The sequence below is a fragment of the Vreelandella venusta genome (genome assembly GCF_015689495.1).
In the GTDB taxonomy this organism is placed as follows: domain Bacteria; phylum Pseudomonadota; class Gammaproteobacteria; order Pseudomonadales; family Halomonadaceae; genus Vreelandella; species Vreelandella venusta.
This window is the reverse complement of the sequence record NZ_CP065135.1, coordinates 3,902,367-3,923,873: the sequence shown is the minus strand read 5'-3', so window position 1 is coordinate 3,923,873 and position 21,507 is coordinate 3,902,367. Positions and strand designations below refer to the sequence as shown.

The 21,507-nt window shown below is 54.7% G+C and carries 21 protein-coding genes; 9 read left to right on the top strand and 12 right to left on the bottom strand.

What is annotated here, in order from left to right:
* Positions 1-4 precede the first annotated feature (4 nt).
* The 4 genes from IR195_RS18225 to pedF are packed head-to-tail and all read right to left on the bottom strand — an operon-like array spanning position 5 to position 4,144.
* The gene (locus IR195_RS18225) at positions 5-1,825 is read right to left on the bottom strand and encodes an alpha/beta hydrolase family protein (protein WP_206048252.1); all 1,821 of its coding nucleotides are present in this window, start codon (positions 1,823-1,825) and stop codon (positions 5-7) included.
* Positions 1,826-1,836: 11 nt separating this feature from the next.
* Positions 1,837-2,781: a quinoprotein relay system zinc metallohydrolase 1 gene (locus tag IR195_RS18220; RefSeq protein WP_206048251.1), complete on the bottom strand. Its 945-nt coding sequence runs from the start codon at positions 2,779-2,781 to the stop codon at positions 1,837-1,839.
* Positions 2,778-3,617: a quinoprotein dehydrogenase-associated SoxYZ-like carrier gene (locus IR195_RS18215; RefSeq protein WP_216662355.1), complete on the bottom strand. Its 840-nt coding sequence runs from the start codon at positions 3,615-3,617 to the stop codon at positions 2,778-2,780. The genes IR195_RS18220 and IR195_RS18215 overlap by 4 nt, the downstream gene beginning before the upstream one ends.
* A 20-nt stretch (positions 3,618-3,637) precedes the next feature.
* Positions 3,638-4,144: a cytochrome c-550 PedF gene (gene pedF / locus IR195_RS18210; protein WP_241006758.1), complete on the bottom strand. Its 507-nt coding sequence runs from the start codon at positions 4,142-4,144 to the stop codon at positions 3,638-3,640.
* Positions 4,145-4,245: 101 nt separating this feature from the next.
* On the opposite strand from pedF, the gene IR195_RS18205 reads away from it, so the two are divergent.
* Genes IR195_RS18205 through IR195_RS18190 form a run of 4 tightly spaced genes read left to right on the top strand, consistent with a single transcriptional unit; the run spans position 4,246 to position 7,670 of the window.
* Positions 4,246-4,383, top strand: coding sequence for a hypothetical protein (locus IR195_RS18205; protein WP_009722998.1), 138 nt, complete (start codon positions 4,246-4,248; stop codon positions 4,381-4,383).
* Positions 4,384-4,405: 22 nt separating this feature from the next.
* Positions 4,406-6,307 (top strand): methanol/ethanol family PQQ-dependent dehydrogenase, encoded by a 1,902-nt coding sequence (locus tag IR195_RS18200; protein ID WP_240645115.1) that lies wholly within the window; start codon positions 4,406-4,408, stop codon positions 6,305-6,307.
* 57 nt (positions 6,308-6,364) lie between these two features.
* A complete protein-coding gene (locus IR195_RS18195; protein WP_241006757.1) occupies positions 6,365-7,066 on the top strand; it encodes a pentapeptide repeat-containing protein in 702 nt (233 codons plus the stop codon).
* 7 nt (positions 7,067-7,073) lie between these two features.
* Entirely contained in the window at positions 7,074-7,670 is a 597-nt protein-coding gene (locus tag IR195_RS18190) for a rhodanese-like domain-containing protein (RefSeq protein ID WP_125752185.1), read from the top strand.
* A 24-nt stretch (positions 7,671-7,694) separates the two neighbouring features.
* Here the strand turns inward: IR195_RS18190 and pqqE are convergent, their stop codons facing one another.
* The 5 genes from pqqE to pqqA form a co-directional block, all read right to left on the bottom strand.
* The gene (gene pqqE, locus IR195_RS18185) at positions 7,695-8,921 is read right to left on the bottom strand and encodes a pyrroloquinoline quinone biosynthesis protein PqqE (RefSeq protein ID WP_241006756.1); all 1,227 of its coding nucleotides are present in this window, start codon (positions 8,919-8,921) and stop codon (positions 7,695-7,697) included.
* A complete protein-coding gene (gene pqqD, locus IR195_RS18180; RefSeq protein WP_206048250.1) occupies positions 8,914-9,216 on the bottom strand; it encodes a pyrroloquinoline quinone biosynthesis peptide chaperone PqqD in 303 nt (100 codons plus the stop codon). Before pqqD ends, pqqE begins: the two co-directional genes overlap by 8 nt.
* A 31-nt stretch (positions 9,217-9,247) precedes the next feature.
* Positions 9,248-10,036: a pyrroloquinoline-quinone synthase PqqC gene (pqqC, locus tag IR195_RS18175; RefSeq protein WP_206048249.1), complete on the bottom strand. Its 789-nt coding sequence runs from the start codon at positions 10,034-10,036 to the stop codon at positions 9,248-9,250.
* Between the two features lie 330 nt (positions 10,037-10,366).
* The gene (pqqB, locus tag IR195_RS18170) at positions 10,367-11,290 is read right to left on the bottom strand and encodes a pyrroloquinoline quinone biosynthesis protein PqqB (RefSeq protein ID WP_125752173.1); all 924 of its coding nucleotides are present in this window, start codon (positions 11,288-11,290) and stop codon (positions 10,367-10,369) included.
* Positions 11,291-11,401: 111 nt separating this feature from the next.
* Positions 11,402-11,473 carry a pyrroloquinoline quinone precursor peptide PqqA gene (gene pqqA / locus IR195_RS18165; protein ID WP_009722990.1) on the bottom strand — a complete coding sequence of 24 codons (72 nt, stop codon included), beginning with the start codon at positions 11,471-11,473 and terminating at the stop codon, positions 11,402-11,404.
* A 405-nt stretch (positions 11,474-11,878) separates the two neighbouring features.
* Between pqqA and IR195_RS18160 the strand changes: the two genes are divergently transcribed.
* From IR195_RS18160 to katG, 3 genes are all read left to right on the top strand, one after another.
* Entirely contained in the window at positions 11,879-13,450 is a 1,572-nt protein-coding gene (locus IR195_RS18160) for a Re/Si-specific NAD(P)(+) transhydrogenase subunit alpha (RefSeq protein ID WP_125752170.1), read from the top strand.
* Positions 13,451-13,466: 16 nt separating this feature from the next.
* Positions 13,467-14,909: an NAD(P)(+) transhydrogenase (Re/Si-specific) subunit beta gene (locus IR195_RS18155; RefSeq protein WP_125752167.1), complete on the top strand. Its 1,443-nt coding sequence runs from the start codon at positions 13,467-13,469 to the stop codon at positions 14,907-14,909.
* Between the two features lie 328 nt (positions 14,910-15,237).
* Positions 15,238-17,391, top strand: coding sequence for a catalase/peroxidase HPI (gene katG / locus IR195_RS18150; RefSeq protein ID WP_206048248.1), 2,154 nt, complete (start codon positions 15,238-15,240; stop codon positions 17,389-17,391).
* Positions 17,392-17,458: 67 nt separating this feature from the next.
* Here the strand turns inward: katG and IR195_RS18145 are convergent, their stop codons facing one another.
* The 3 genes from IR195_RS18145 to IR195_RS18135 are packed head-to-tail and all read right to left on the bottom strand — an operon-like array spanning position 17,459 to position 19,838.
* Positions 17,459-18,388, bottom strand: a complete 930-nt coding sequence (locus IR195_RS18145) for a 5-oxoprolinase subunit C family protein (RefSeq protein WP_146944445.1) — start codon at positions 18,386-18,388, stop codon at positions 17,459-17,461.
* Entirely contained in the window at positions 18,385-19,089 is a 705-nt protein-coding gene (gene pxpB / locus IR195_RS18140; RefSeq protein WP_172422187.1) for a 5-oxoprolinase subunit PxpB, read from the bottom strand. The genes IR195_RS18145 and pxpB overlap by 4 nt, the downstream gene beginning before the upstream one ends.
* Entirely contained in the window at positions 19,086-19,838 is a 753-nt protein-coding gene (locus IR195_RS18135; protein WP_206048247.1) for a 5-oxoprolinase subunit PxpA, read from the bottom strand. The genes pxpB and IR195_RS18135 overlap by 4 nt, the downstream gene beginning before the upstream one ends.
* 440 nt (positions 19,839-20,278) lie before the next feature.
* Between IR195_RS18135 and IR195_RS18130 the strand changes: the two genes are divergently transcribed.
* Together IR195_RS18130 and IR195_RS18125 are read left to right on the top strand one after the other, a co-directional pair.
* Complete coding sequence (locus IR195_RS18130) at positions 20,279-20,494, top strand: hypothetical protein (RefSeq protein ID WP_125752152.1); 216 nt, start codon at positions 20,279-20,281, stop codon at positions 20,492-20,494.
* Between the two features lie 8 nt (positions 20,495-20,502).
* A complete protein-coding gene (locus tag IR195_RS18125) occupies positions 20,503-21,492 on the top strand; it encodes a LysR family transcriptional regulator (protein WP_125752148.1) in 990 nt (329 codons plus the stop codon).
* Positions 21,493-21,507 lie beyond the last annotated feature (15 nt).

Here is a 21,507-nt window from a genome sequence, read left to right as displayed (position 1 = left end):
TGCGCTACGACCTTGGTGCTGTCGTTAGGTGGCTAGATTGATAAAAGGCTAGCTCGCGGGCCAGCATGGTTTGGCGAGCTTTGGGGTGGCGAATGCCGTGATACTCGTTATCAAACAGCAGTGTTTGTGCCTCGCCACCGTGGAGTTCGATATGCCGCGCCATGGCCTGAGTTTGTTCTGGCACCACGACAGCGTCTTTGCCACCCTGGATAAACAGTGCCTGTAATGGGCGCTGGCAACGGGTGACGTGGTAGCTAGGGCTGCGCTGGGCGAGCTGGGTCTCGTCTCCGATTAGCCAGCCCAGGTAACCGGATTCAAAGCGGTGTGTTTGTGCCGCTAACGTTAATGCATCGGTGACTCCGTACAGGCTAGTGGCCGCAGCAAATAGCGGCGTGGCCGCCAAGGCATTAAGAGCAGTCAACCCGCCAGCGCTTTGGCCACGAATAAAGCAGCGCGCTGTATCGACCGCAAAGCTTGCGCAGGCGGCGTTAACTAGGGCGATGACATCGTGGGTATCGCTGATGCCCCACTGGCCGGCTAAGCATTCGCGATAGCGGCGGCCAAAGTTGCCGCTGCCACGGGGGTTGATATCCAATACGTGAAAGCCCTGCTGTTGCCAATAAGCTACCAGTGGGTCGTAAATAGGGTAGGCGGCGGCGGTGGGCCCGCCATGAACGCGTACAATCAGCGGCGCAGCGCGGTTGGCTAAGGCTGTGTAGAAAAAGCCGTGAACCGTTTCGCCTTCGTTGCCAACAGGGGTTTCCAGCCATTGTGCGCTGGCAGCGTTTGCAGTCGCTAGGCTTCCCGTTACGTTACCCTCGACCTTACCCACTAGGCAGTTGCGTGAGCCATTGTCGTTGAAGCGTATCAGCTGAGCGCCGCTGGTGGCGCTTTGCACAATGGCGTAGTCACCGTGCTTGGCTAACGTGATGCTTGCCACGCGGCCGGGGGCTGGTAACAGGGTTTCCACCTGCTCGCCGCAACGGCGATAAAGCTGAGCGGCCCCCTGGTGCAGTTGGCAGTAAACCTGACGATTGTCTCGCCATAGGTGCTGGCGCTCACCCAGTTGCCACGGTGTGGTGATGTGATCAACCGGGGCACTGCTCAGGCACACAGGGGTGGCCAAATTTACCTGCCAGGGTTGCCACCAGCCAGCGTGATCGCTCATACAGATCAGCGCGTTGCGGGGTCCAAACTGTGGCTGGCTAATCGCTGCGCCGAAATCCCAATGCTCCAGTATTTCAAGCTGACCTATCGTGGTCACCCGTGCGAGATGTAGCTGGCTGCGTTGCCAAGGCATGTGTGGCAGCGACCAACTGACCCAGGCGAGGTAGTTGCCATCATCGCTTAATATCGCTGCGCCATAGAAGTCAGCGCCTTCAGCCAACACTTGCCTGTTATCGCCTATTCTGCTGCTGTTAGTAATGGCGACCAGCCGTTGACCTTGATGATCCTCTTCTACCGCAATCACTCGCTGACGCTTAGGGTCGGCGCATAGCCCGCCGTAGGCTGTTTGCGGGCGCTGTTGCCAGCAGTGGCTTACAGCGTGGCGGTCGAGCTGCATGATGGCTTGATCGTGCTGGCGCACCCACACAACACCCACTAGCAAGGGCGTGTAGCTGCCGCCGCCGTACTGATTTACGCGGCTACCCACGGCATCTTCTACTACACAGCGCGGCGTCTCGTTGCTGTCGGCGCGCCACTGCCAAAGTTGCATGTCGCCCGTTTTCGGGGAGCGTGCGAGCCAGTAAATAGCTTGGGCGTCGCTATGTAACTCGGCCAAAGTGTCAGTGGGCTCGGCGGCATCTGCCAGGGTAAGCAGCATAGGCGTGTTCCTTAGTGTGGGGCGCCCCACAGAAACCGTGCTTCGTAGCGTGGGTAAAGCTGCATCACACTGCGGGTGAACTCATATTCGCTGAGTGCCATGGTGCTAAACGTGTCTGGTAGTTCAACGGCCAAGGCATGATTGGCACCTAGCCCTTCGCTAGCCACATCACTGAGACGTTGGTCTAGCCATTCCAGGTAATGCGAGGTTTGGCCAATGATCGTATCGGGCGGTGCACTGGGACCATGACCCGGTACTGCGGTGCTGGCGTTGAGCGCGCTCAGAGCCTGCAGCTCTTCCTGCCACTGTTGCAGGCTTGGTGTGTGTGCGGTGGCGGCAGCACGTTGATAGAAGCCCATGTCGCCTAAAAACAACACGTCGGTGGCATGGTCCATAATCACCAGATCACCACCGCTATGGCCACTCATGGCGAAAAGCGTGAGCGGGTAGTTGCCAAGAGTTATCTCACCTGCTTCGATCACGTCGGGTAGGGTAATGGACGAGTGCTCTACACTAAACCCAGTCAGCCGCGCTACATTATCGATCAGTGCGTCCCGGTCGCGAGCCATCAACGCACGAGTGCTGGCTAGGGTGAGGTGCTGGGCCTCGTCGAAGGCGGCATTACCAAAAAAGTGGTCAGGATGGTGATGGGTATTCAGAACCCAGCGTACGGGTTGAGCGGTGTGCTGCGCAATCAGTGTCTTGAGTGCTTCGCCGAAGTGTGGGCTGCTGCCGCTGTCGATAAGGATGACACCACTGGGCGTAGCAATAAACGCTTGGTTGCCAATATGGCCGCAGTTGCTGGTGGAGAGCTCTTCTCTTACGCCTTCCACCATCCAGGTGTTTTCCGCGACCGCTTGGGCGGTTAGTGGACGTTCGCAGAACATCACCGGTTCGCTGGCTGCCAGCGGCGTGATTAGCAAGGAACTGAAGGTGGCCAGAAAACAGGCTTTCATGGCTGCAGACCAATAGAAAAGCGGTTGCCATTGTTATCCCGTGCGCCAATCACATAACCACCCGGTGAGGGGCGCATATGCAGCCCTAAGGTGGGGTTGGCGCTCACCGATGCTTCAATATCCAGAGCGGCTACTTGCTGGCCCTGCTGATCCAACAGTTCAAACGACTGCACATAAAAGGCAGGCTGGCTGGGGATTAAGCCGCTGTCCATGGGGTGAGAAAGGCGCACCCGCAGGCGCTGTTCGTCCTCATTGGCAAACAGCCGACCCTGCAGCTCGCCGAAGGTGGTTTCCCAATCGGTGTCGGCGCTGGCAATGCCGGGTGTGGTGCAGCCACCGCCTTCCGCTTCAATGTAGGTGCCGCCCACATGCCAGGTATCGCCCTGTTTCACTGCTACGCGCACCGCGGAGGCCTGTTCCAAGCGAATATTTAGCGACAGCTTGGCTAATCCATGGCTCATCGGGGAGTAGCGGAACAGGCGGGGAATCGGGTTGAGATCCACCCAGGCAATAATGTCAGTGATCGGCTCGCCGCTGGCTTCTAAGGCGCTGGCGTCTAGTTCAAGGGGCACTTGTCCTGAGTCTTCGGCGAACCCCGGCGCGTTAACGATGACGCGATCATCAAACACCACGGGGGCATCGCCCAGAAAGCGCTCGCGGTACACAGGCCACATAAAGGAGTTAAATGGATCCTGTTCAGCCGTGCTCGCAGTGGCTAGCGCGGTGGTCGGCAGTACGAGCAGCAGCCAGCAAAGCGCCGCGAGTGGAAGGGCAAGTGGGGCGGCGAACGTCGCGGCGAGCCGTTGTAACGTGATGATGGCGGTTAGGGTTGCCATGGTGCCTCCCAGCGTTGGGGTTATTGTCCGGTAGTTTCCATGCTGACCGTTTCTAACCAAGTGCGAATGGCCCACAGCCCTTCTTGGCTAACGTAGTCGGACATGCGCGGCATTAGCACTCGGCCGTTGCGTTCGGAACCATTGGTGACCAACTCTTTGAACCATTCATCGCCCCATGGGCCATTTTCCAGTTCGCGCAGGTCGGGAGCGATGCCGCCGGATTTCGCTTCTAGCCCGTGGCAAGCGGCGCAGTTGCTATTGTAGGCGCGGGCACCGATATCGATGGCAAGTTCTTGCTGGGGGTGATCACGGTAGGGGTTCTCTTCCCGCCATTCGTCGCCTAAGCGTTCGAGGTCTTTAATATCAACGGCTTGAGGAGTCACGCTGCCGTGAGACCAGGCCAACGGTGAGGCCAGCAACGCGGCAACAGCGATAGCGCCCACTTGGCCACGGAGGCGTACGGGCAATGTTGCGGAGATTGTTTTTGCCAGTACGGTTTCTTTAAGTGCGGTTTTTGTAATGGTCATGGGAAATGCTCCTCAGGGGATCAATGTATCGTCACTTGAGTGAGCTTAGGCAGGCAGGCCTTCCGAACCTATAGCACCTTAGGCATCGCTAGGATCATCCTTTGGAAGTAGTGCTAAATCAGGATGAGAACGCGACTGGAGGGGTAGATTGGTTTGTTATCCGAGCTTCTAAGCTGGACTTAGTCTTGCTGGCACCACGCAAGCAGCAGCTTGGCCGCTTTGCAGCCATTGCATTGTGATCATTACTCGGATGGAAAACCCATGACAGACGCTATCAATAACAACACGTCAGCCCGCAAAATTTCGTGGCCCTTTCGCCTGCGTACACTCACCGCCGCCGTTGCTTACGCTTCTGCCTTAGGCGTCGGGGGCATTGCGCTGACAGCCCACGCCAGCGAGGTGACCTGGGACGATATTCTCAATGACCATAACAACACTGAAACGGTGTTGATGTACGGCATGGGCGTGAAGGCGCAGCGCTATAGCCCGCTTGATCAAATTAACGCCGATAACGTCGAGATGCTGACCCCCGCGTGGTCTCACTCGTTTGGCGATGAAATGCAGCGTGGCCAGGAGTCTCAGGCGCTGATTCATGAAGGCGTTATTTATGTCACCGGCTCCTATTCACGTATTTTTGCAATTGATGCGCGTACCGGCCAGCGGCTGTGGTCCTACAACCATCGCCTGCCCAGCGATATTCGCCCCTGCTGTGACGTGGTGAACCGCGGTGCGGCTATTTACGGCGATAAGGTGTTCTTCGGCACGCTGGATGCTGGCATCGTGGCGCTGAATAAAGATACCGGTGAGGTGGTGTGGCGCGAGCGCTTTGGTGATCACCGCGCGGGCTACACCATGACCGGTGCGCCAACCATTGTCGAAGATAGCGAAACAGGTCGCGTATTGCTGATTCACGGCTCTTCGGGAGATGAGTTCGGCATTGTGGGTAAGCTGTATGCCCGTGACCCTGATACCGGCGAAGAGATTTGGATGCGGCCCTTTGTTGAAGGCCATATGGGACGTTTGAACGGCGAAGAGAGCACGCCGACAGGCGATGCCAACGCACCTTCATGGCCCGATGACCCCGATAGCGAAACCGGCAAAGTACAAGCCTGGAGCCAAGGTGGCGGTGCGCCGTGGCAGAGCGCCAGTTTCGACCCTGAGACCAATACCATCATCATTGGTGCCGGTAACCCCGCTCCCTGGAATGGCTGGGCACGGACCTCGGAAGACGGCGACCCGTCTGACTACGACAGCCTTTACACCTCTGGCCAACTGGGTATCGACCCTTCGACTGGCGAAGTGAAGTGGTTCTATCAGCACACCCCCAACGACACCTGGGACTTCTCAGGCAATAACGAAATCGTCTTGTTTGAGTACCAAGATGAGAATGGCCAAACGGTGAATGCAGGTGCCCACGCCGACCGCAATGGCTTCTTCTATGTCACTGACCGGACCAACGGCGAGCTGATTAACGCCTTCCCATTTGTCGATAACATTACCTGGGCCACCCATATCGATCTGGAAACTGGCCGTCCCGTTGAGGCTGAAGGTCAGCGCCCGCCGCGTTTAGAAGAGGGACAAACCCGTTCTGAGCCGGTTGAAGTTTCACCACCGTTCCTGGGTGGTAAAAACTGGAACCCAATGGCTTACAGCGAAGACACCGGGCTGTTCTACGTGCCGGGTAACCACTGGAAAGAAGACTATTGGACCGAGGAAGTTGAGTACGTGGAAGGGGCGGCTTACCTGGGTATGGGCTTCCGCATTAAACGTATGTACGACGACCACGTCGGTATTCTGCGTGCTGTTGATCCGGTTACCGGTGAGTACGCCTGGGAGCATAAAGAGCCTATGCCGCTGTGGGCAGGCGTGCTAGCGACCCACGGTGATCTGGTGTTTACCGGTACCGGCGATGGCTACTTAAAAGCATTCCATGCAGAAACCGGTGAAGAGCTTTGGAAGTTCCAGGTAGGCACCGGCATCATTTCACCACCGGTTACTTGGGAGATGGACGGTGAGCAGTACATTGGTGTTACTGCAGGTTATGGCGGTGCAGTTCCACTATGGGGCGGTGACATGGCTGAACTGACCCGGCCGATTGCTCAGGGCGGCTCGTTCTGGGTCTTCAAATTGCCTTCCTTCGTTCAAGACTTGGCTAACCGTTAAGTTACTGACACCTCTTGGGCGGCTTTTGCCGCCCTTTTTTGAATGGAGATAACGGTAATGGAAAGAATAACAATGATAACTGGCAATGCTCTGCCTTTATGGAGCCGCCAAGCAGCGGCGGTTTTTCTCTGTCTTAGCGCGATAAGTAGCGTTGTTGCCGACGATTATGTTGAAGCGTATCAACCGCCAGTGCATAACGGCTGTGAGTTAGTGCCAGGTACTCAGTGCGCCAATATGGACTTATCCGACGGTGACTTTTCCAATCTTGACCTGCAGGGCGCTAACTTTGCGGGCAGTAACCTAGAAGGCTCGGATTTCCGCCACAGCAACCTACGCAGCGTTGATTTTGAAGGCGCATCACTGAGAAATGCCAACCTCAATCGTGCGCGCATGCCCAACACGCATTTACGCGGTGCCGATCTTTCCCATGCCAGTTTGGTTGGGCTGGATAGCTGGAGTATTTATGCCCAGGGAGCGACATTTGATTATGCTGATTTGACTGGCGCTAACCTTGAGTTTGCTCGGCTTTCTGGGGCCAGCATGCAAGGAGCAACGTTGATGGGCAGCAATCTGGAAATGGCCTGGATGAATAAGGTCAACCTGATCGGTGCAGACCTGCGCGATGCTAATTTGCAAGAAGCCAAAATGAACATCACGCGCCTCAATGATGCTGATATGACTGGTGCACGCATCCACTACGGCAACTTCCAAATGGCCCAAATGGAGGGCTGTACCGGCTGTCCGTTTGATTGGGAGTAATGTCACCATGACGACACAACCTTCGGCGCACTCTGTGTGCCGCTACCTCCTCTGTTTGGTGTGGGGAAGTGGCGTGTTCAGCGGGGTGGCAGGCGCTGAGGCGCCCGCTGCAGCATTTAACCAAGAAGGCTATCGCCTGCCGCCTTTTAAAGCGCCGGTTACTGCACCGCTTCCAGGGGTGACCACGTTAGATGAGCGTGCTTTTCAAGCGTTGCTGGCGTCACCGCCAGTGATCCTAGTGGATGTCTATGCGCTGCCCTGGCATAACGGTCTTTTTCTGCAGGACAGTTCGCACTTAACGATTCCAGGCAGTATTTGGCTGCCGAATGTGGGCGCGGCTAGTTTGGAAGAGGAGTGGGTGAATTATTTCACCACGGCACTGGATGCGCAGCGTGAGCGCGCTGACGCCGCGCCGCTAGTGTTTTTCTGCCGTGCTGACTGCTGGCTTTCCTGGAATGCTGCACGGCGCGCTGAGGCAATGGGCTATGAAGAGCTCTATTGGTACCCAAATGGGGTGGATGGCTGGCAAGCGAGCGGACAGCCGTTAGCTCCCGTTTGCCCGCAGCTGCCCGCCCATGCTGAGCGAGCCACCTGCGAGCCTTAATCATTTTATTACTGATAAACAGATTTATTGTCGATAAATCAGCTCAAGTGGTTGGCGAGACGACGTCGCTGTTGAGCTATTAGGGCTTTGACGTTCAGCCTGACTTTCAACTTGATTCTGCAACTGCCTTGTTTGCAACTGCTTTGACTGACGGGCATTGCGGGGAATCAGCGTCGTTTTATCGGACGTGTTGTGGCTGTTTTCTGCGATTAGGCTGTCTAACAACCCATGCTGGGGAGAGTGCTGGCACACCGGGTCGGTGGCGTTCATATCACCGGTTAATAAATAGGCTTGGCAGCGGCAGCCGCCATGGTCTTTATCGCGGTCGTCGCACTGTTGGCAAAGCGTAGGCATCCACTGGGTGCCACGAAAACGGTTGAAAGCATCGCTTTGGTACCAAATGTCCTGTAGCGACGTTTCTTTGACGTTCGGAAATGCCATCGGCAGTTCCCTGGCGCTGTGGCAGGGCAACACGGCGCCATCTGGGGCTACGGTCATAAAGATACTGCCCCAACCACCCATGCACGCTTTAGGCGCTTGCTCAAAGTAGTCCGGCACCACAAATAGTAATGACATATCGCGGCCACGTGACGCCAGTGTTTCACGCCAGCGATTGGTTTCAGCCTCGGCGCGTACCAGCTGTTCACGGGTAGGCATCAGCGCCTGGCGGTTCAAAAACGCCCAGCCGTAATACTGGCAGTTGGCCAGTTCAACTGCATCCGCACCTAGCTCATCGCAGAGGGCAATCAGATCGCCAATTTGATCGATATTGTGCCGATGCAAGACCACGTTTAATACCATAGGGTAGCCAGCGGCCTTGACCGCTTTGGCCATGGCTAGCTTGTTGGCGTGGGCCTTGGCAGAACCTGCCAGCGCCTGGGCTAGCTCGGGGTCGGCGGCTTGCAGGCTAATCTGGATATGATCCAGGCCCGCTTCTGCCAAGGCGTCTACCCGCTGGGCAGTGAGGCCGACACCGGAAGTCAGCAGGTTGGTGTAAAAGCCTAGCTGGCGTGCTTCGCTGACCAGCGCTTCCAGGTCTTGACGAATCAACGGTTCGCCGCCGGAAAAGCCAAGCTGTGCTGCCCCCATTGCTCGGGCTTGGCGCAGCACGCTAAACCACGCGTCGGTATCCAACTCGTTTTGGTAACGGGTAAATTCCAACGGATTAGAGCAGTAAGCACACTGCAATGGGCAGCGGTAGGTGAGTTCCGCCAGCAGCCATAAGGGCGGTGAGGTCGTTGTACTAACCACAATGAACCTCCTTCACGGTTAGCCAGCCGTTGTCTCGGGCTTCATCGATAAACTGTATGACATCGTCCGCTAAGGACTCCGCGCCTGGATAGCGCTGCTGCAGGGTAGCGATAATATCGGCGATGGAGTGATGGCCATCAACCTGCTCAAGAATTGCGCCGGCAGTCGCACTGAGCTTGACCATGCCTTCGGGATAAAGAATAACGTGGCAGCCCTGAATGGCCTCCCACTGTAGGCGCCAGCCGCGTCGCAGCTGGTAAATATCGTGATGTGATATGACGAGTTGCTGTGACATGGTGAATTCCCCAACGCTAGTCGATCATTGCCTAGTAATGTGAGTGCTCAAGCCCACGGTGATACACCGCTTTGCGGGTGACGGTGTGGTAAGGCGGGCGGTCTAACTGATAGGCCATAGTCATGGCATCCAGCATGCTCCACAGCACATCGAGCTTAAATTGCAGAATATCCAGCGCGCGCTGCTGCAGCGCCACCGTGGTACACATGCCGAAAGCGATTTCCAGACCGTGCTCGACGTCTCGGCGGGCTTCACCGAGACGTTTACGAAAATAGCGATAGCCTTGCTCGTTAATCCACGGGTAGTGCTGAGGCCAGGTAACTAGGCGGTTTTGGTGGGCAAGCGGCGCAAATAGCTCGGTAAGCGATGAGATCGCCGCTTCCTGCCAGGGGGCACGAGCGACAAAGTTGCGGTAGGCATCCACCGCAAAGCGCACGCCGGGTAGCACATGCTCCTGGGAAATCAACGTATGACGCGGTAAACCTACGGCTTCACCTAGGGCTAACCAGGCCTCAATCCCGCCTTCATCTCCGGCGTGGCCGTCGTGGTCAAGCAGGCGCTGAACCCATCGTCTGCGGGTGTCGGCATCTGGGCAGTTGGCCAGTAGTGCGGCGTCTTTTTGGGGAATCATCAACTGGTAGTAGAAGCGATTAGCCACCCAGCCTTGCAGCTGTTTCTGGCTAAGCTCGCCGTTGGCCATTGCCTGTTGAAAGGGGTGATTAAGATGGTAGTACTGCCCTTTACCCATTAGCGCTTCACGGAATGCCTCCCGGCTGAGCGGGGTGGCAGAAGCACTGGGCGTTATCGCTGTCATCGCCATAGTCGTTTTCCTGGTTATTTTTGTAATATCTAATATATATACTGCTGATTTAAATGGTTTTATTTTTAGCCGTTCTTTATGAATAGGGTTTATTTAATGAAACAGGTTTTTTGGGTTGTAGATCGCTCTATTTGAATTATTTTATTAAGTTATATGCTTATTTTGATTTAATTATTTCAGGGCCTGTTTTCTCACTTTTTATTGCCCTGCTATCTTTTAAATTCTACTAACCTAGTGCTTTTTTAATCTAAGATTTAGGTCTGGACGTTAATCGATTAATACTCAATGATATCTAAGGTGAGAGAGTGTTTAAGGTCTATGAACGTTGATTTAAAACGTCAGTTTCATTCCGTCGTAAGCTGTTTCGATGCCTGAGGCCTGCAATGTTTTAGCTGCATCGCTAGCGCCGTCCAAAATCGGGTTGGTGTTGTTGATATGAATCAAAATGCGCCGCGTGCTGCTGGGTAGATCGCTCAATAGCGCACACATACCGTCGCTGCCATTAAGTGCAAGGTGACCCATCTGTTGGCCTGTGGAAGTGCCAACGCCAAGCGTCTGCATTTCGTCGTCTTCCCACAGGGTGCCATCCACCATCACCACATCTGCGGCGTTTAAGAAACGCATGGCCAGTGGTGTCGGGTTGCCAAGCCCTGGGGCGTAGCACAGCGACTTGCCGCTACGACGATCAACAATATACAGCCCTAAATTATCGCCACAGGAGGGTGCGCCGCGCCGTGGTGAGTAGGGTGGTGCATTGCTGTGCAGCGCAAAGGCGGTCAGCGCGATATCTGGCAGAAAGGGAATCGAAAACTCGACAACTTCCTGATGACCTTCCAGCTCAATCGGCTTCCAGTGCAGTCCGCCCCAGTGTTCCAGCATCGGAAATAGCGGAAAACCTGTCGATAAATCGCGATGCACATTAGGTGTGCACCACACCTCTAACGGGCAGCCTTCCCTTAAGGAGAGTAGCCCGGTGACATGATCGATTTGGGCATCGACCAGTAGCACACCACGAATACCACTGCCACGCAGGTCGCTTGGCCATAATTCCGGGTTGGCATTGAGCTGAGCGCGAATATCTGGGGACGCATTGCATAGCAACCACTGCTTGCCATCCACGCTTAACGCAATCGATGATTGAGTGCGAGGTTGATGATCTGCACTGCCCAGGCGAGCGTGGTAGCAGTTAGGGCAGTTGCAATTCCATTGGGGAAAGCCGCCACCTGCGGCAGCCCCAAGAACTAAAATCTGCATAGACTGACCTCCTACGTGAGTGCTGTGGTTGTGCTATGAATCCTGGGTAAAAGCCCCTACCTGATATAAACCCAATAAGGCAGGCAGGGGCCGCGGTTCAGTCGCTAGCGATTAGCGGGTAGAGATATACAGCGTTACTTCAAAGCCAAGGCGCATGTCCTGATACGTCGGTTTGGTCCACATAAGTGACTCTCCTGCGTTGTTAAGCATGTTGTTGTGAGTGCCGTTACAAACGTCATGACAAATGTCGTTATAAGTACTGTTGTGGGCGTTTTTGGAGGTTAATCATTATTGCCATACCCACTACTTCAGTTAATCATTGGTGGGGTGAATTGAATGCGGTACTTTGGAAGTAGTTTTCTCTAACTTTTGGTGGGGAATCGTTGTTAAAAAGGGTAGTGTTGTAGTTAAACAACCCAATTGAATCGAAGGTTGAATAGTAACTGGCGGTCGCCGCGTTAGATCCTAAACTGCTATCTGGCGCGACGACGCATGTCAGTAATAATGCCCAGCGTCCAATAACCAAGGGTAAAAATATGACTGTTTTGGTCATGACGCTGGAAATGGGCTAACCAAGGGAGAAAGCGTGTGAAAATAGGCGCACCGAAAGAGACAGCTCAAGGAGAAGCGCGTGTAGCGCTTACTCCTGAGAGCGCAAAACAGCTTCAAAAGCTAGGCCATGAGTGCTTGGTGGAAGCCGGCGCAGGGGCTGCCGCGGGCTTTAATGACGACACGTATCGCGACGCGGGTGTCAGCGTTGTGGAAAGCGCGGAAGCGCTGTGGCGTGATGCGGACGTGGTGATTAAAGTCCGTGAACCTTCGGAAACTGAGGCTCACTATTTGCGAGAGGGCCAGACGCTGATCGCGTTCTTCTGGCCTGCACAAAACGAAGCGCTGTTAGAAACCTGTAAAGCTCAGGGCGCATCTGTTATTGCGATGGACATGGTGCCACGTATTTCCAGAGCGCAGAAAATGGATGCGCTCTCCTCAATGGCCAATATCGCGGGCTACCGTGCGGTGATTGAGGCAGGCAATAACTTTGGCCGCTTCTTTACTGGCCAGGTAACCGCCGCCGGTAAAGTTCCCCCTGCCAAAGTATTGGTGATCGGCGCAGGTGTGGCGGGCTTGTCGGCGATTGGTACTGCGGCTAGCCTTGGCGCTGTGGTGCGTGCGTTTGATGTACGCCCAGAGGTGTCCGAGCAGATTGAATCCATGGGCGCTGAATTCCTGTTTCTCGATTTTGAAGATAGTCAGGACGGTTCAGAAAGCGGTGGCTATGCCTCACCTTCTAGCCCAGAGTTTCGCGAGAAGCAGCTAGAGTGTTTCCGCGAACAAGCACCGGATGTCGACATTGTCATCACCACGGCGCTGATTCCTGGTAGGCCCGCACCCAAGCTGTGGCTGGAAGATATGGTTGCAGCCATGAAACCTGGCTCGGTGATTGTCGACTTAGCCGCTGAAAAAGGCGGTAACTGCGACTTAACCAAGCCGGATGAACGCGTGGTATCTGATAACGGCGTCGTGGTGGTCGGCTATACCGACTTCCCCTCTCGCATGGCTACCCAAGCGTCGCTGCTTTACGCTACCAACATTCGCCACATGCTAGCTGACCTCACGCCTGAGAAAGACGGCGTCATCCATCACAACATGGAAGATGATGTCATTCGCGGCGCTACGGTCACGCACCAGGGCGAAATCACCTTCCCGCCGCCGCCACCGAAAGTAAAGGCCATTGCCGCAGCGAAGCCGAAGAAAAAAGAGCAAGAACCAACGCCTGAAGAGAAAAAGGCGACTGAACACGCGGCGTTTAAAGCGCAAACCAAGCGACAAGCTGGCTTACTCGCCGTTGGTGGCGCGTTGATGCTGTTGCTGGGTCAAATAGCCCCTGCCTCATTTATGCAGCACTTTATTGTGTTCGTGTTGGCGTGTTTCATCGGCTTCCAGGTGATTTGGAAGGTGAGCCACTCGCTGCACACGCCGTTAATGGCGGTCACTAATGCCATCTCCGGCATCATTATTTTAGGGGCGATTTTGCAAATCGGTTCAGGCAGCGGTGTCGTTATCGTGCTGGCGGCCATTTCAGTACTGATTGCGTCGATTAATATCGTGGGTGGCTTCCTGGTGACACGCCGGATGCTGGCCATGTTCCAAAAATCCTAAGCGGCGGAGAAACGAGATGTTAGGACAAGGATTCGTATCTGCCGCGGCAATTGCGGCAAGTGTGCTATTTATTTTATCGCTAGGCGGCTTGAGTAATCAGGAGAAAGCCAAGCGTGCCGTCTGGTACGGCATTGTGGGCATGGCCGTAGCGGTATTATTTACCTCCCTTGGGCCAGGTATTGGCGGCTACTGGTGGCTGGTGCCAGCGATGTTGATTGGTGCCGGGATTGGTGCCTATGTCGCAGGCAAGGTCGAAATGACCGAAATGCCTCAGTTGGTAGCGGCACTACATAGTTTTGTGGGTCTGGCAGCGGTCTTTGTTGCCTGGAGCGCAGATTTAGAGCGCCGCCGGGTGCTGGCCGCACAAGCCGCCGATGGTGCGATGCAAGAGTTTTCTGCGTTTGCCGCCTTGGTGGCCACAAAGGCTCCTGCTGAGCTGACCTTTTTGCAGATCGAGGTAGTGTTCGCGATTTTCATCGGTGCGGTGACCTTTACCGGCTCGGTGATTGCATTCGGTAAGCTGGCAGGCAAAGTAGATGGCAAGCCTCGTCAATTGCCGGGCGGGCATATGCTCAACGCGGGGGCTGCGGTGCTTTCGCTGCTGCTCGCGATTATGTACCTCAACGGTGCAGGCTTCTGGACATTGATCGTGCTGGCAGCGCTGTCATTCTTTATTGGCTATCACCTGATTATGGGCATTGGCGGTGCGGATATGCCCGTGGTGGTGTCGATGCTGAACAGCTACTCTGGTTGGGCGGCTGCGGCGATTGGTTTCACGCTTTCTAATGATCTGTTGATTGTTACCGGCGCACTGGTGGGGTCCTCAGGGGCAATCCTGTCTTACATTATGTGTAAGGCGATGAACCGCAACTTCGTTAACGTGATTTTGGGCGGCTTCGGTGGTGCTCAAGGGCCAGCGGCTGAAATTGAGGGCGAGCAGGTAGCGATTGATGCGAGTGGCGTAGCAAGTGCCTTAAACGATGCCGACAGCGTGATTATCGTGCCGGGATATGGCATGGCGGTGGCTCAAGCGCAAAGTGCGGTGAGCGATCTAGTACGCAAGCTGCGGGCAGCGGGGAAGACCGTACGTTTCGGTATTCATCCGGTGGCTGGGCGCCTACCTGGGCACATGAACGTACTGCTGGCTGAAGCCAAGGTACCTTACGATATCGTGCTGGAAATGGACGAGATTAACGACGATTTCTCAAGTACGGACGTGGTGATCGTGATCGGCTCCAACGACATCGTAAACCCAGCGGCCGAGGAAGATCCCAATAGTCCTATCGCTGGTATGCCGGTATTGAAGGTTTGGGAAGCTAAGCAGGTGTTTGTCAGCAAGCGCGGTCAGGGCACTGGCTACTCTGGCATTGAAAACCCGCTATTCTTCAAAGAGAACACGCGTATGTTCTACGGCGATGCACGGGATAGCTTGAACGCACTATTGCCACTGGTAGAGTAAAGATAAGAAAACACTACTATCCTGATAGTGGTACGGGCAGGGCGTCTGACGTCCTGCCTTTTTTATGGGCTCAGTTTTTATTGACTCAGCTTTTAGTAGCTAAGTTTTTAGTAGCTAAGTTGTTATTGGCTAAGAAATAGCTAGTTTAATAATAAATAACTATCGATCTATTGGTTTATTACAAATTGTGACTATCGATGAGGTGCTTTAAAACAGTACATATCAACGCAACGCTTGCTGATTACCTACACTGTAGGCAGCAATATGAGATGTCGATCATCTGTTTCCTTGGCGAGCCCAAGGCGAAGAGCAAGAAGGGGAGAGAAACATGAGTGGAAAATGTCCTGTAATGCATGGTGGTAATACGTCTACTGGCACCTCCAACAAAGATTGGTGGCCGGAGGCGCTGAACCTAGACATTCTGCACCAGCATGATCGTAAAACTAACCCGATGGATCCTGACTTTGACTATCGGGAAGAGGTCAAAAAGCTCGATTTTGACGCCCTCAAGCAAGATGTTCATGCCTTGATGACTGACAGCCAAGCATGGTGGCCAGCCGACTGGGGCCACTACGGTGGCCTGATGATCCGCATGGCATGGCACTCTGCCGGAACTTACCGTATTGCCGATGGCCGTGGTGGCGGTGGTACCGGTAATCAGCGTTTTGCACCGCTCAACTCCTGGCCGGATAACGTAAGCCTTGATAAGGCGCGCCGTTTGCTGTGGCCAGTGAAGAAAAAGTATGGCAATAAAATCAGCTGGGCCGACCTAATCATTCTTGCGGGCACAGTGGCCTACGAATCTATGGGGCTGCCCGCTTACGGGTTCTCGTTTGGCCGCGAAGACATCTGGCATCCGGAGAAAGACATCTATTGGGGGGCTGAAAAAGAGTGGTTAGCGCCTTCCGATGAGCGTTACGGTGACGTTGAACAGCCGGAAACAATGGAGAATCCGCTGGCTGCAGTGCAAATGGGACTTATCTACGTTAACCCAGAAGGGGTTAACGGCCAGCCTGATCCGCTTAAGACAGCTCTGCAGGTGCGCGAAACCTTCGCCCGTATGGCGATGAACGACGAAGAAACCGCTGCTTTAACAGCAGGGGGCCATACCGTGGGTAAGTGTCATGGTAATGGCGACGCCGCTGCGTTAGGTGCTGAACCTGAAGCTTCTGACGTTGAAAATCAGGGCTTTGGCTGGGGCAACCCACATATGGGTGGCAAAGCGAGCAATGCCGTTACGTCGGGTATTGAAGGCGCTTGGACTACCAACCCAACTAAGTTCGACATGGGCTATTTCGATCTGCTGTTTGGCTACGAGTGGGAGCTGAAGAAAAGTCCCGCGGGCGCTCATCAGTGGGAGCCTATCGATATTAAAGAGGAAGATAAGCCGGTTGATGCAACCGATCCCTCTGTGCGTCACAACCCGATCATGACCGATGCGGACATGGCGATGAAGATGGACCCGACGTACCGTGCCATTTGCGAAAAATTCATGGCCGACCCGGAGTACTTCAAGCAAACTTTCGCTAAAGCGTGGTTTAAGCTAACTCACCGTGATTTAGGCCCGAAAGCACGCTATATCGGCCCAGAAGTGCCTGCGGAAGACCTTATCTGGCAAGATCCAGTGCCTGCCGGTAGCACCGATTACTGCGAAGAAGTGGTTAAGCAGAAAATTGCTGAGAGCGGCTTAAGCATTAGCGATATGGTCAGCACCGCGTGGGATAGCGCGCGCACTTACCGTGGCTCCGACATGCGCGGTGGCGCCAACGGTGCGCGCATTCGCTTGGCTCCCCAGAAAGATTGGCAAGGCAATGAGCCAGCGCGTCTTGCCGATGTGCTTAACGTATACGAGCAGATCTCTGCTGATACGGGGGCCAGCATTGCCGATGTGATTGTCTTGGCGGGTAGCGTGGCTATCGAAAAAGCCGCCAAAGCAGCGGGCTATGAGGTGCGTGTGCCGTTCCTCAAAGGCCGTGGCGATGCCACGGATGAAATGACTGACGTAGACTCTTTTGAGCCTTTAGAGCCACTTGCCGATGGCTTCCGTAACTGGCAGAAAAAGGATTACATCGTCAAACCCGAAGAAATGCTGCTGGATCGTGCCCAGTTGATGGGACTCACCGCGCCGGAGATGACCGTGCTGTTAGGTGGAATGCGTGTGCTGGGCACCAACTATGGTGGTACCAAGCACGGTGTGTTCACTCACCGTGAAGGCCAGTTGACCAACGACTTCTTTGCCAGCCTGACCGATATGGGCAACAGCTGGAAGCCGGTGGGCAACAATATTTACGAAATTCGCGACCGTCAAACGGACGCCGTTAAATGGACAGCCTCTCGCGTTGATCTAGTGTTTGGGTCTAACTCACTGCTACGCTCCTACGCAGAGGTGTACGCCCAGGACGATAACGGCGAGAAATTTGTTAAAGACTTCGTCGCCGCCTGGGCAAAAGTGATGAATGCAGACCGCTTCGACGTCGCATAAACGTCAAAGCAACGCTTGCTCTAAGTAACTTCCCTGTCCTAACCCGCATCTTTCGATGCGGGTTTTTTTAATGCCAATGGCTTAATTGCTTCCGGTAGGCAATTTGCGCTTGGCTGGCACTGACAGGGCTCAAGCGCACCTCGGTTCCCGGTACGCATTGAGCAAGCAGCGCACAGGCCATCGGGGTAAGCGCACCAAGGCGAGGATAGCCACCAATGGTTTGGCGGTCATTCATTAAAATAATCGGCTGGCCGTCGGGGGGGATTTGCACGGCGCCAAGCGGAATGCCTTCAGAAATAACGCCGCCGAGCGTGCAATGCAGAGGCTGGCCAGTGAGGCGGATACCCATGCGATCAGCGCGATTATCGACTGTCCAAGGCTGGTTAAAAGCATTGTACAGGCTACGTCCGGCGAAATGTGAAGCTTGCGAGCCAAGCACCATGCTGAGTTGGCAGCTTTTTTCCGGCATGGCGGGGGCTATTCCTTCAGGCAAGCTGCGCTCGCCGGATGAGCTACCTTGCCAGGTGAGCTGATCGCCGGTTTGTAGTGGCCTGCCGTCGTCGCGGAGCCCGCCAATTTGTTCGCGGGCAGTGCAGGCACGGCTGCCCAGTATCGTTGGTGCGTCTAATCCGCCAGGAAACGCCAGATAGGCTCGCAGGCCGCGACGGGGTTGGCTGAATATGAGTGTTTGACCGCAACGCAGCAGAAAGCTTGTGTTGGTGGCCAATGGCTGACCATCGATGGTAGCGCCAAGGTCAGCCCCGGTGAGCGCCAGACGCACCTCGGCATTGGCAACCAAGCTGAGATTGCCACCCATAACAATTTCCAGTGCCGCGCTATCTGGTGCGTTACCAAGTAGCCAGTTTGCCCAGCGAAATGAAATCCAGTCGGCGGCACCTCCCTGAGTGACACCCAAATGACCCACGCCGAACCGCCCTAAGTCTTGAATCAGAGCCAGTGGCCCAGCCTGCTTAACCGTTAGCATTGCTTGGCTCATGGCCGCTCCTCCATCGGCGTGGTATCGCCTCCTGATGCTTCGAACTCTGCTTGGCCAATCGCTTTAAAGCGCACTTTATCACCAGGGCGAAATAGGGGGTCGCCCCGCTTAGCAAATTCAAAGAGCGGTACGGCGGTACGACCTAAAATATTCCATCCTCCAGGGGAAAGGAGCGGGTAGATAGCGGTTTGTCGATCGGCAATGCCCACACTGCCTGCCGCGACTTTGCGACGCGGCGTTTTCAAGCGAGGCGTGGCGATGCCCTCGTCTACCAATCCCATAAAGCCGTAGCCGGGGGCGAAGCCCAGTGCGAAGACGCAGTAATCACGGTCGCAGTGACGCTCGATTAGAGAGTCAACGCTGAGTCCTGCACGTTTTGCCACCAGCGGAAGTTCAGGGCCAACGCTTTCGTCGTACCACACGGGAATCTCGTGCAGCTGACCGTTCTGCGATTCGCTAGGCTTTAAGTGGCGCAAGGCACTGCGAATCAGCGTCGCGACTTGGCCAAAGGTGAGTTGCTGGCTGTCGTAGTGCACCAGCAGCGTGGTGTAAGAGGGAATCAGGTCAATGAGTGCCTCACCCAGCGTATCGCGCAGGGTTTGATCGGCAGCGATGATCCACGCCATATTGGATTCATCAATAGTGTCAAACAGCCGTACCGTTACGGCGTCCATGGCCGCCGTTTCTAAACGCAGTTTCACGCAGACTCCAGCGCCGTAAAGGCATCACGAATAGCACGCACGGCAGCGACTGACTCAGGGTTGTCGCCGTGCACGCACAGGGTGTCGCAGGGCAGGTGCAGCGCGCTACCATCACGGGAGGTCAGTGCTTCGCCTTTGGCGAGTGCAACGGCTTGCGCAACGATAGTGGCTTGGTCGTGATGGACAGCGCCTGCTAGGCGGCGAGAAGCGAGGTGGCCGGTTGCTTCATAAGCGCGGTCAGCGAACGTTTCAAACCATAGGGTAACGCCCATTTTTTTCGCCAACTGACGATGAGGTTCCGGGTCGGCAGTTGCCATGACCATCAGCGGAAGACTGGCATCATAAGCGCGTACCGCGCGCATGGCACCTTCCAATAGCTCAAGATTCGCCGCCATGTCGTTATACATCGCCCCATGGGGCTTTATGTAGCTCAGCGTCGCACCTTCGGCTTGGCAAATTCCGGCCAGCGCACCGACCTGGTACAGCATCATATCCTCTACTTCTGCGGGCGAGCAGGCCATAGAGCGACGACCAAACCCCATTAAATCGGGATAGCCGGGGTGGGCGCCAATACGCACGCCATGCTGGCTGGCCAGAGCGACCGTGCGGCGCATTACATGGGGGTCTGAGGCATGATAGCCACAGGCGATATTGGCGCAATCGACATAAGGCATTACGTCGGCATCTAAGCCGATTGACCAATTACCGAAGCTTTCGCCCATGTCGCAGTTGAGCAGTGGGGTTGCCATATCGTCTCCTAGCCTGTTTTGAATTTATTGGAGTCACTTGTTGGTTAACAGCGAGTTGTTCGTTAGCTGCGTTGGCAAAGAACGCTTATTTTTAATTAAGAAATGCTAATGTTGAAGAATTTGTTGTTAAAGGTGCGATTGTCTGTGTTTGTTATGACTGACCAGTGTAAATAGTTAGCTTGATTATTACTGTGACGTCTTAAAACCAATATATGAACCTATCTTGTTAAGTTCCAATCGTTTTTAGCGATACTTAGTATCGGTGCTTCCTATCGTGCTGTTATTTATTGGGAAAATGGTTGACGCTAGGGGGGAATGCGATTATCAAATAAATAAAGCAGCTCAATAAAAGATTATAAAAAACGCTCACGCCAGCCCTAACGAATATCCGCAGCGCTAATAATAATCGGCGGCCAGTGAGTCGTTTTGAGGAGTGAAACATGCAAACATCGGCCATGAGTCAGCTTGTCACTGTTCGGTTAGACGCTGTTCAGCGAGAAACAGAAGGTAATCTCACGATGCTGGCTCTAAAATTGCATGACACAGCAATGCGACTATTTAACCCAGTGACACATCGCGCTAGGGAGCGGCACTGCGCGCGACGTTACCTGTGCTGTGAAGGAACCCACGCCGATGTTACTGCAACCGTTGGTTAGGCAAACGTATGCTTGATTTCAAGGAGCTAGACGCTTTTGTATGGGCGGTAAAACTTGGCTCTTTTCGTAAGGCGGCGGTACGCCTGCATATCACACAGCCTTCTGTTTCCGAACGTATTTCACGCTTGGAAAGCACCGTAGGCGAGCTGTTGCTTGAGCGCTCGGCGCGCCCGGTTCAGCCGACCATGCGTGGCCGCGAGTTCTTTCTGCACGCTGAGCGCATACTGCATCAGCGTGATGAGGCGCTGAAGCTGTTTGATAGTGCCGAAACTTTTTCTGCGCCACTTAGGCTTGGCACCATTGAAACCATTGCGCATAGCTGGTTTCCCGCATTCATTCAGCAGCTTACTGCGCGTTTTCCTGAGCTTATCATTGAGCTAACCGTCGATTACTCGCCGGTCCTCAATGATCGGCTGATGCGCAACGAACTTGATATTTTGCTGGCAATGAATGGTTACTTGGCCCCGGAGCAAATTGAGTGTGAGACGTTAAGTCCTTATGAAATGGGTATGTTTGTTTCGCCTCGTCATGCCGCGTTGCTAAACGAACACCCTAATGCTTGGTGTCAGTCGTTGCCGTTTATTTCCTTTGGCCGGCAGGCTCGCCCCTACGAAGAGCTAGTCCGTTACCTTTCTGACGTGGGCGTTCGACAGCCTCGTATCCATAGCGTTAGTACATTGATGACCATTGCGCGGATGACGATGGAGGGGCTGGGAATCGGCGCGCTCCCGGTCGCCACCGTATTAGATGAGTGGCGACGGGGTGATCTATACCGTTTAACGCTACCCGTACCGTTGCCGCCTATGAACTATGATGTGATATGGCGCAGTGCAAATCATCCGCGCTTTTGTCGCAGCGTGGGCCGAATTGCCCAAGAGTGTGCAGTTAACTATGCCAGAGAGCGGCGCGCTGATATGGCAAACACATGTGTTACCGGTCGCTGGGTTCGTCCTAGCGCAATTTCTACCACTCCCGAAGCAGCACCTCGATCAACCTGAGCTTCCATTAATATG

What these genes read in the sequence shown, in the direction of transcription:
- IR195_RS18225 (WP_206048252.1), bottom strand. Translation starts at nt 1,825, where the DNA reads ATGCTGCTTACCCTGGCAGATGCCGCCGAGCCCACTGACACTTTGGCC.
- IR195_RS18220 (WP_206048251.1), bottom strand. Translation starts at nt 2,781, where the DNA reads ATGAAAGCCTGTTTTCTGGCCACCTTCAGTTCCTTGCTAATCACGCCG.
- IR195_RS18215 (WP_216662355.1), bottom strand. Translation starts at nt 3,617, where the DNA reads ATGGCAACCCTAACCGCCATCATCACGTTACAACGGCTCGCCGCGACG.
- pedF (WP_241006758.1), bottom strand. Translation starts at nt 4,144, where the DNA reads ATGACCATTACAAAAACCGCACTTAAAGAAACCGTACTGGCAAAAACA.
- IR195_RS18200 (WP_240645115.1), top strand. Translation starts at nt 4,406, where the DNA reads ATGACAGACGCTATCAATAACAACACGTCAGCCCGCAAAATTTCGTGG.
- IR195_RS18195 (WP_241006757.1), top strand. Translation starts at nt 6,365, where the DNA reads ATGGAAAGAATAACAATGATAACTGGCAATGCTCTGCCTTTATGGAGC.
- IR195_RS18190 (WP_125752185.1), top strand. Translation starts at nt 7,074, where the DNA reads ATGACGACACAACCTTCGGCGCACTCTGTGTGCCGCTACCTCCTCTGT.
- pqqD (WP_206048250.1), bottom strand. Translation starts at nt 9,216, where the DNA reads ATGTCACAGCAACTCGTCATATCACATCACGATATTTACCAGCTGCGA.
- pqqC (WP_206048249.1), bottom strand. Translation starts at nt 10,036, where the DNA reads ATGGCGATGACAGCGATAACGCCCAGTGCTTCTGCCACCCCGCTCAGC.
- pqqB (WP_125752173.1), bottom strand. Translation starts at nt 11,290, where the DNA reads ATGCAGATTTTAGTTCTTGGGGCTGCCGCAGGTGGCGGCTTTCCCCAA.
- IR195_RS18155 (WP_125752167.1), top strand. Translation starts at nt 13,467, where the DNA reads ATGTTAGGACAAGGATTCGTATCTGCCGCGGCAATTGCGGCAAGTGTG.
- katG (WP_206048248.1), top strand. Translation starts at nt 15,238, where the DNA reads ATGAGTGGAAAATGTCCTGTAATGCATGGTGGTAATACGTCTACTGGC.
- IR195_RS18145 (WP_146944445.1), bottom strand. Translation starts at nt 18,388, where the DNA reads ATGAGCCAAGCAATGCTAACGGTTAAGCAGGCTGGGCCACTGGCTCTG.
- IR195_RS18135 (WP_206048247.1), bottom strand. Translation starts at nt 19,838, where the DNA reads ATGGCAACCCCACTGCTCAACTGCGACATGGGCGAAAGCTTCGGTAAT.
- IR195_RS18130 (WP_125752152.1), top strand. Translation starts at nt 20,279, where the DNA reads ATGCAAACATCGGCCATGAGTCAGCTTGTCACTGTTCGGTTAGACGCT.
- IR195_RS18125 (WP_125752148.1), top strand. Translation starts at nt 20,503, where the DNA reads ATGCTTGATTTCAAGGAGCTAGACGCTTTTGTATGGGCGGTAAAACTT.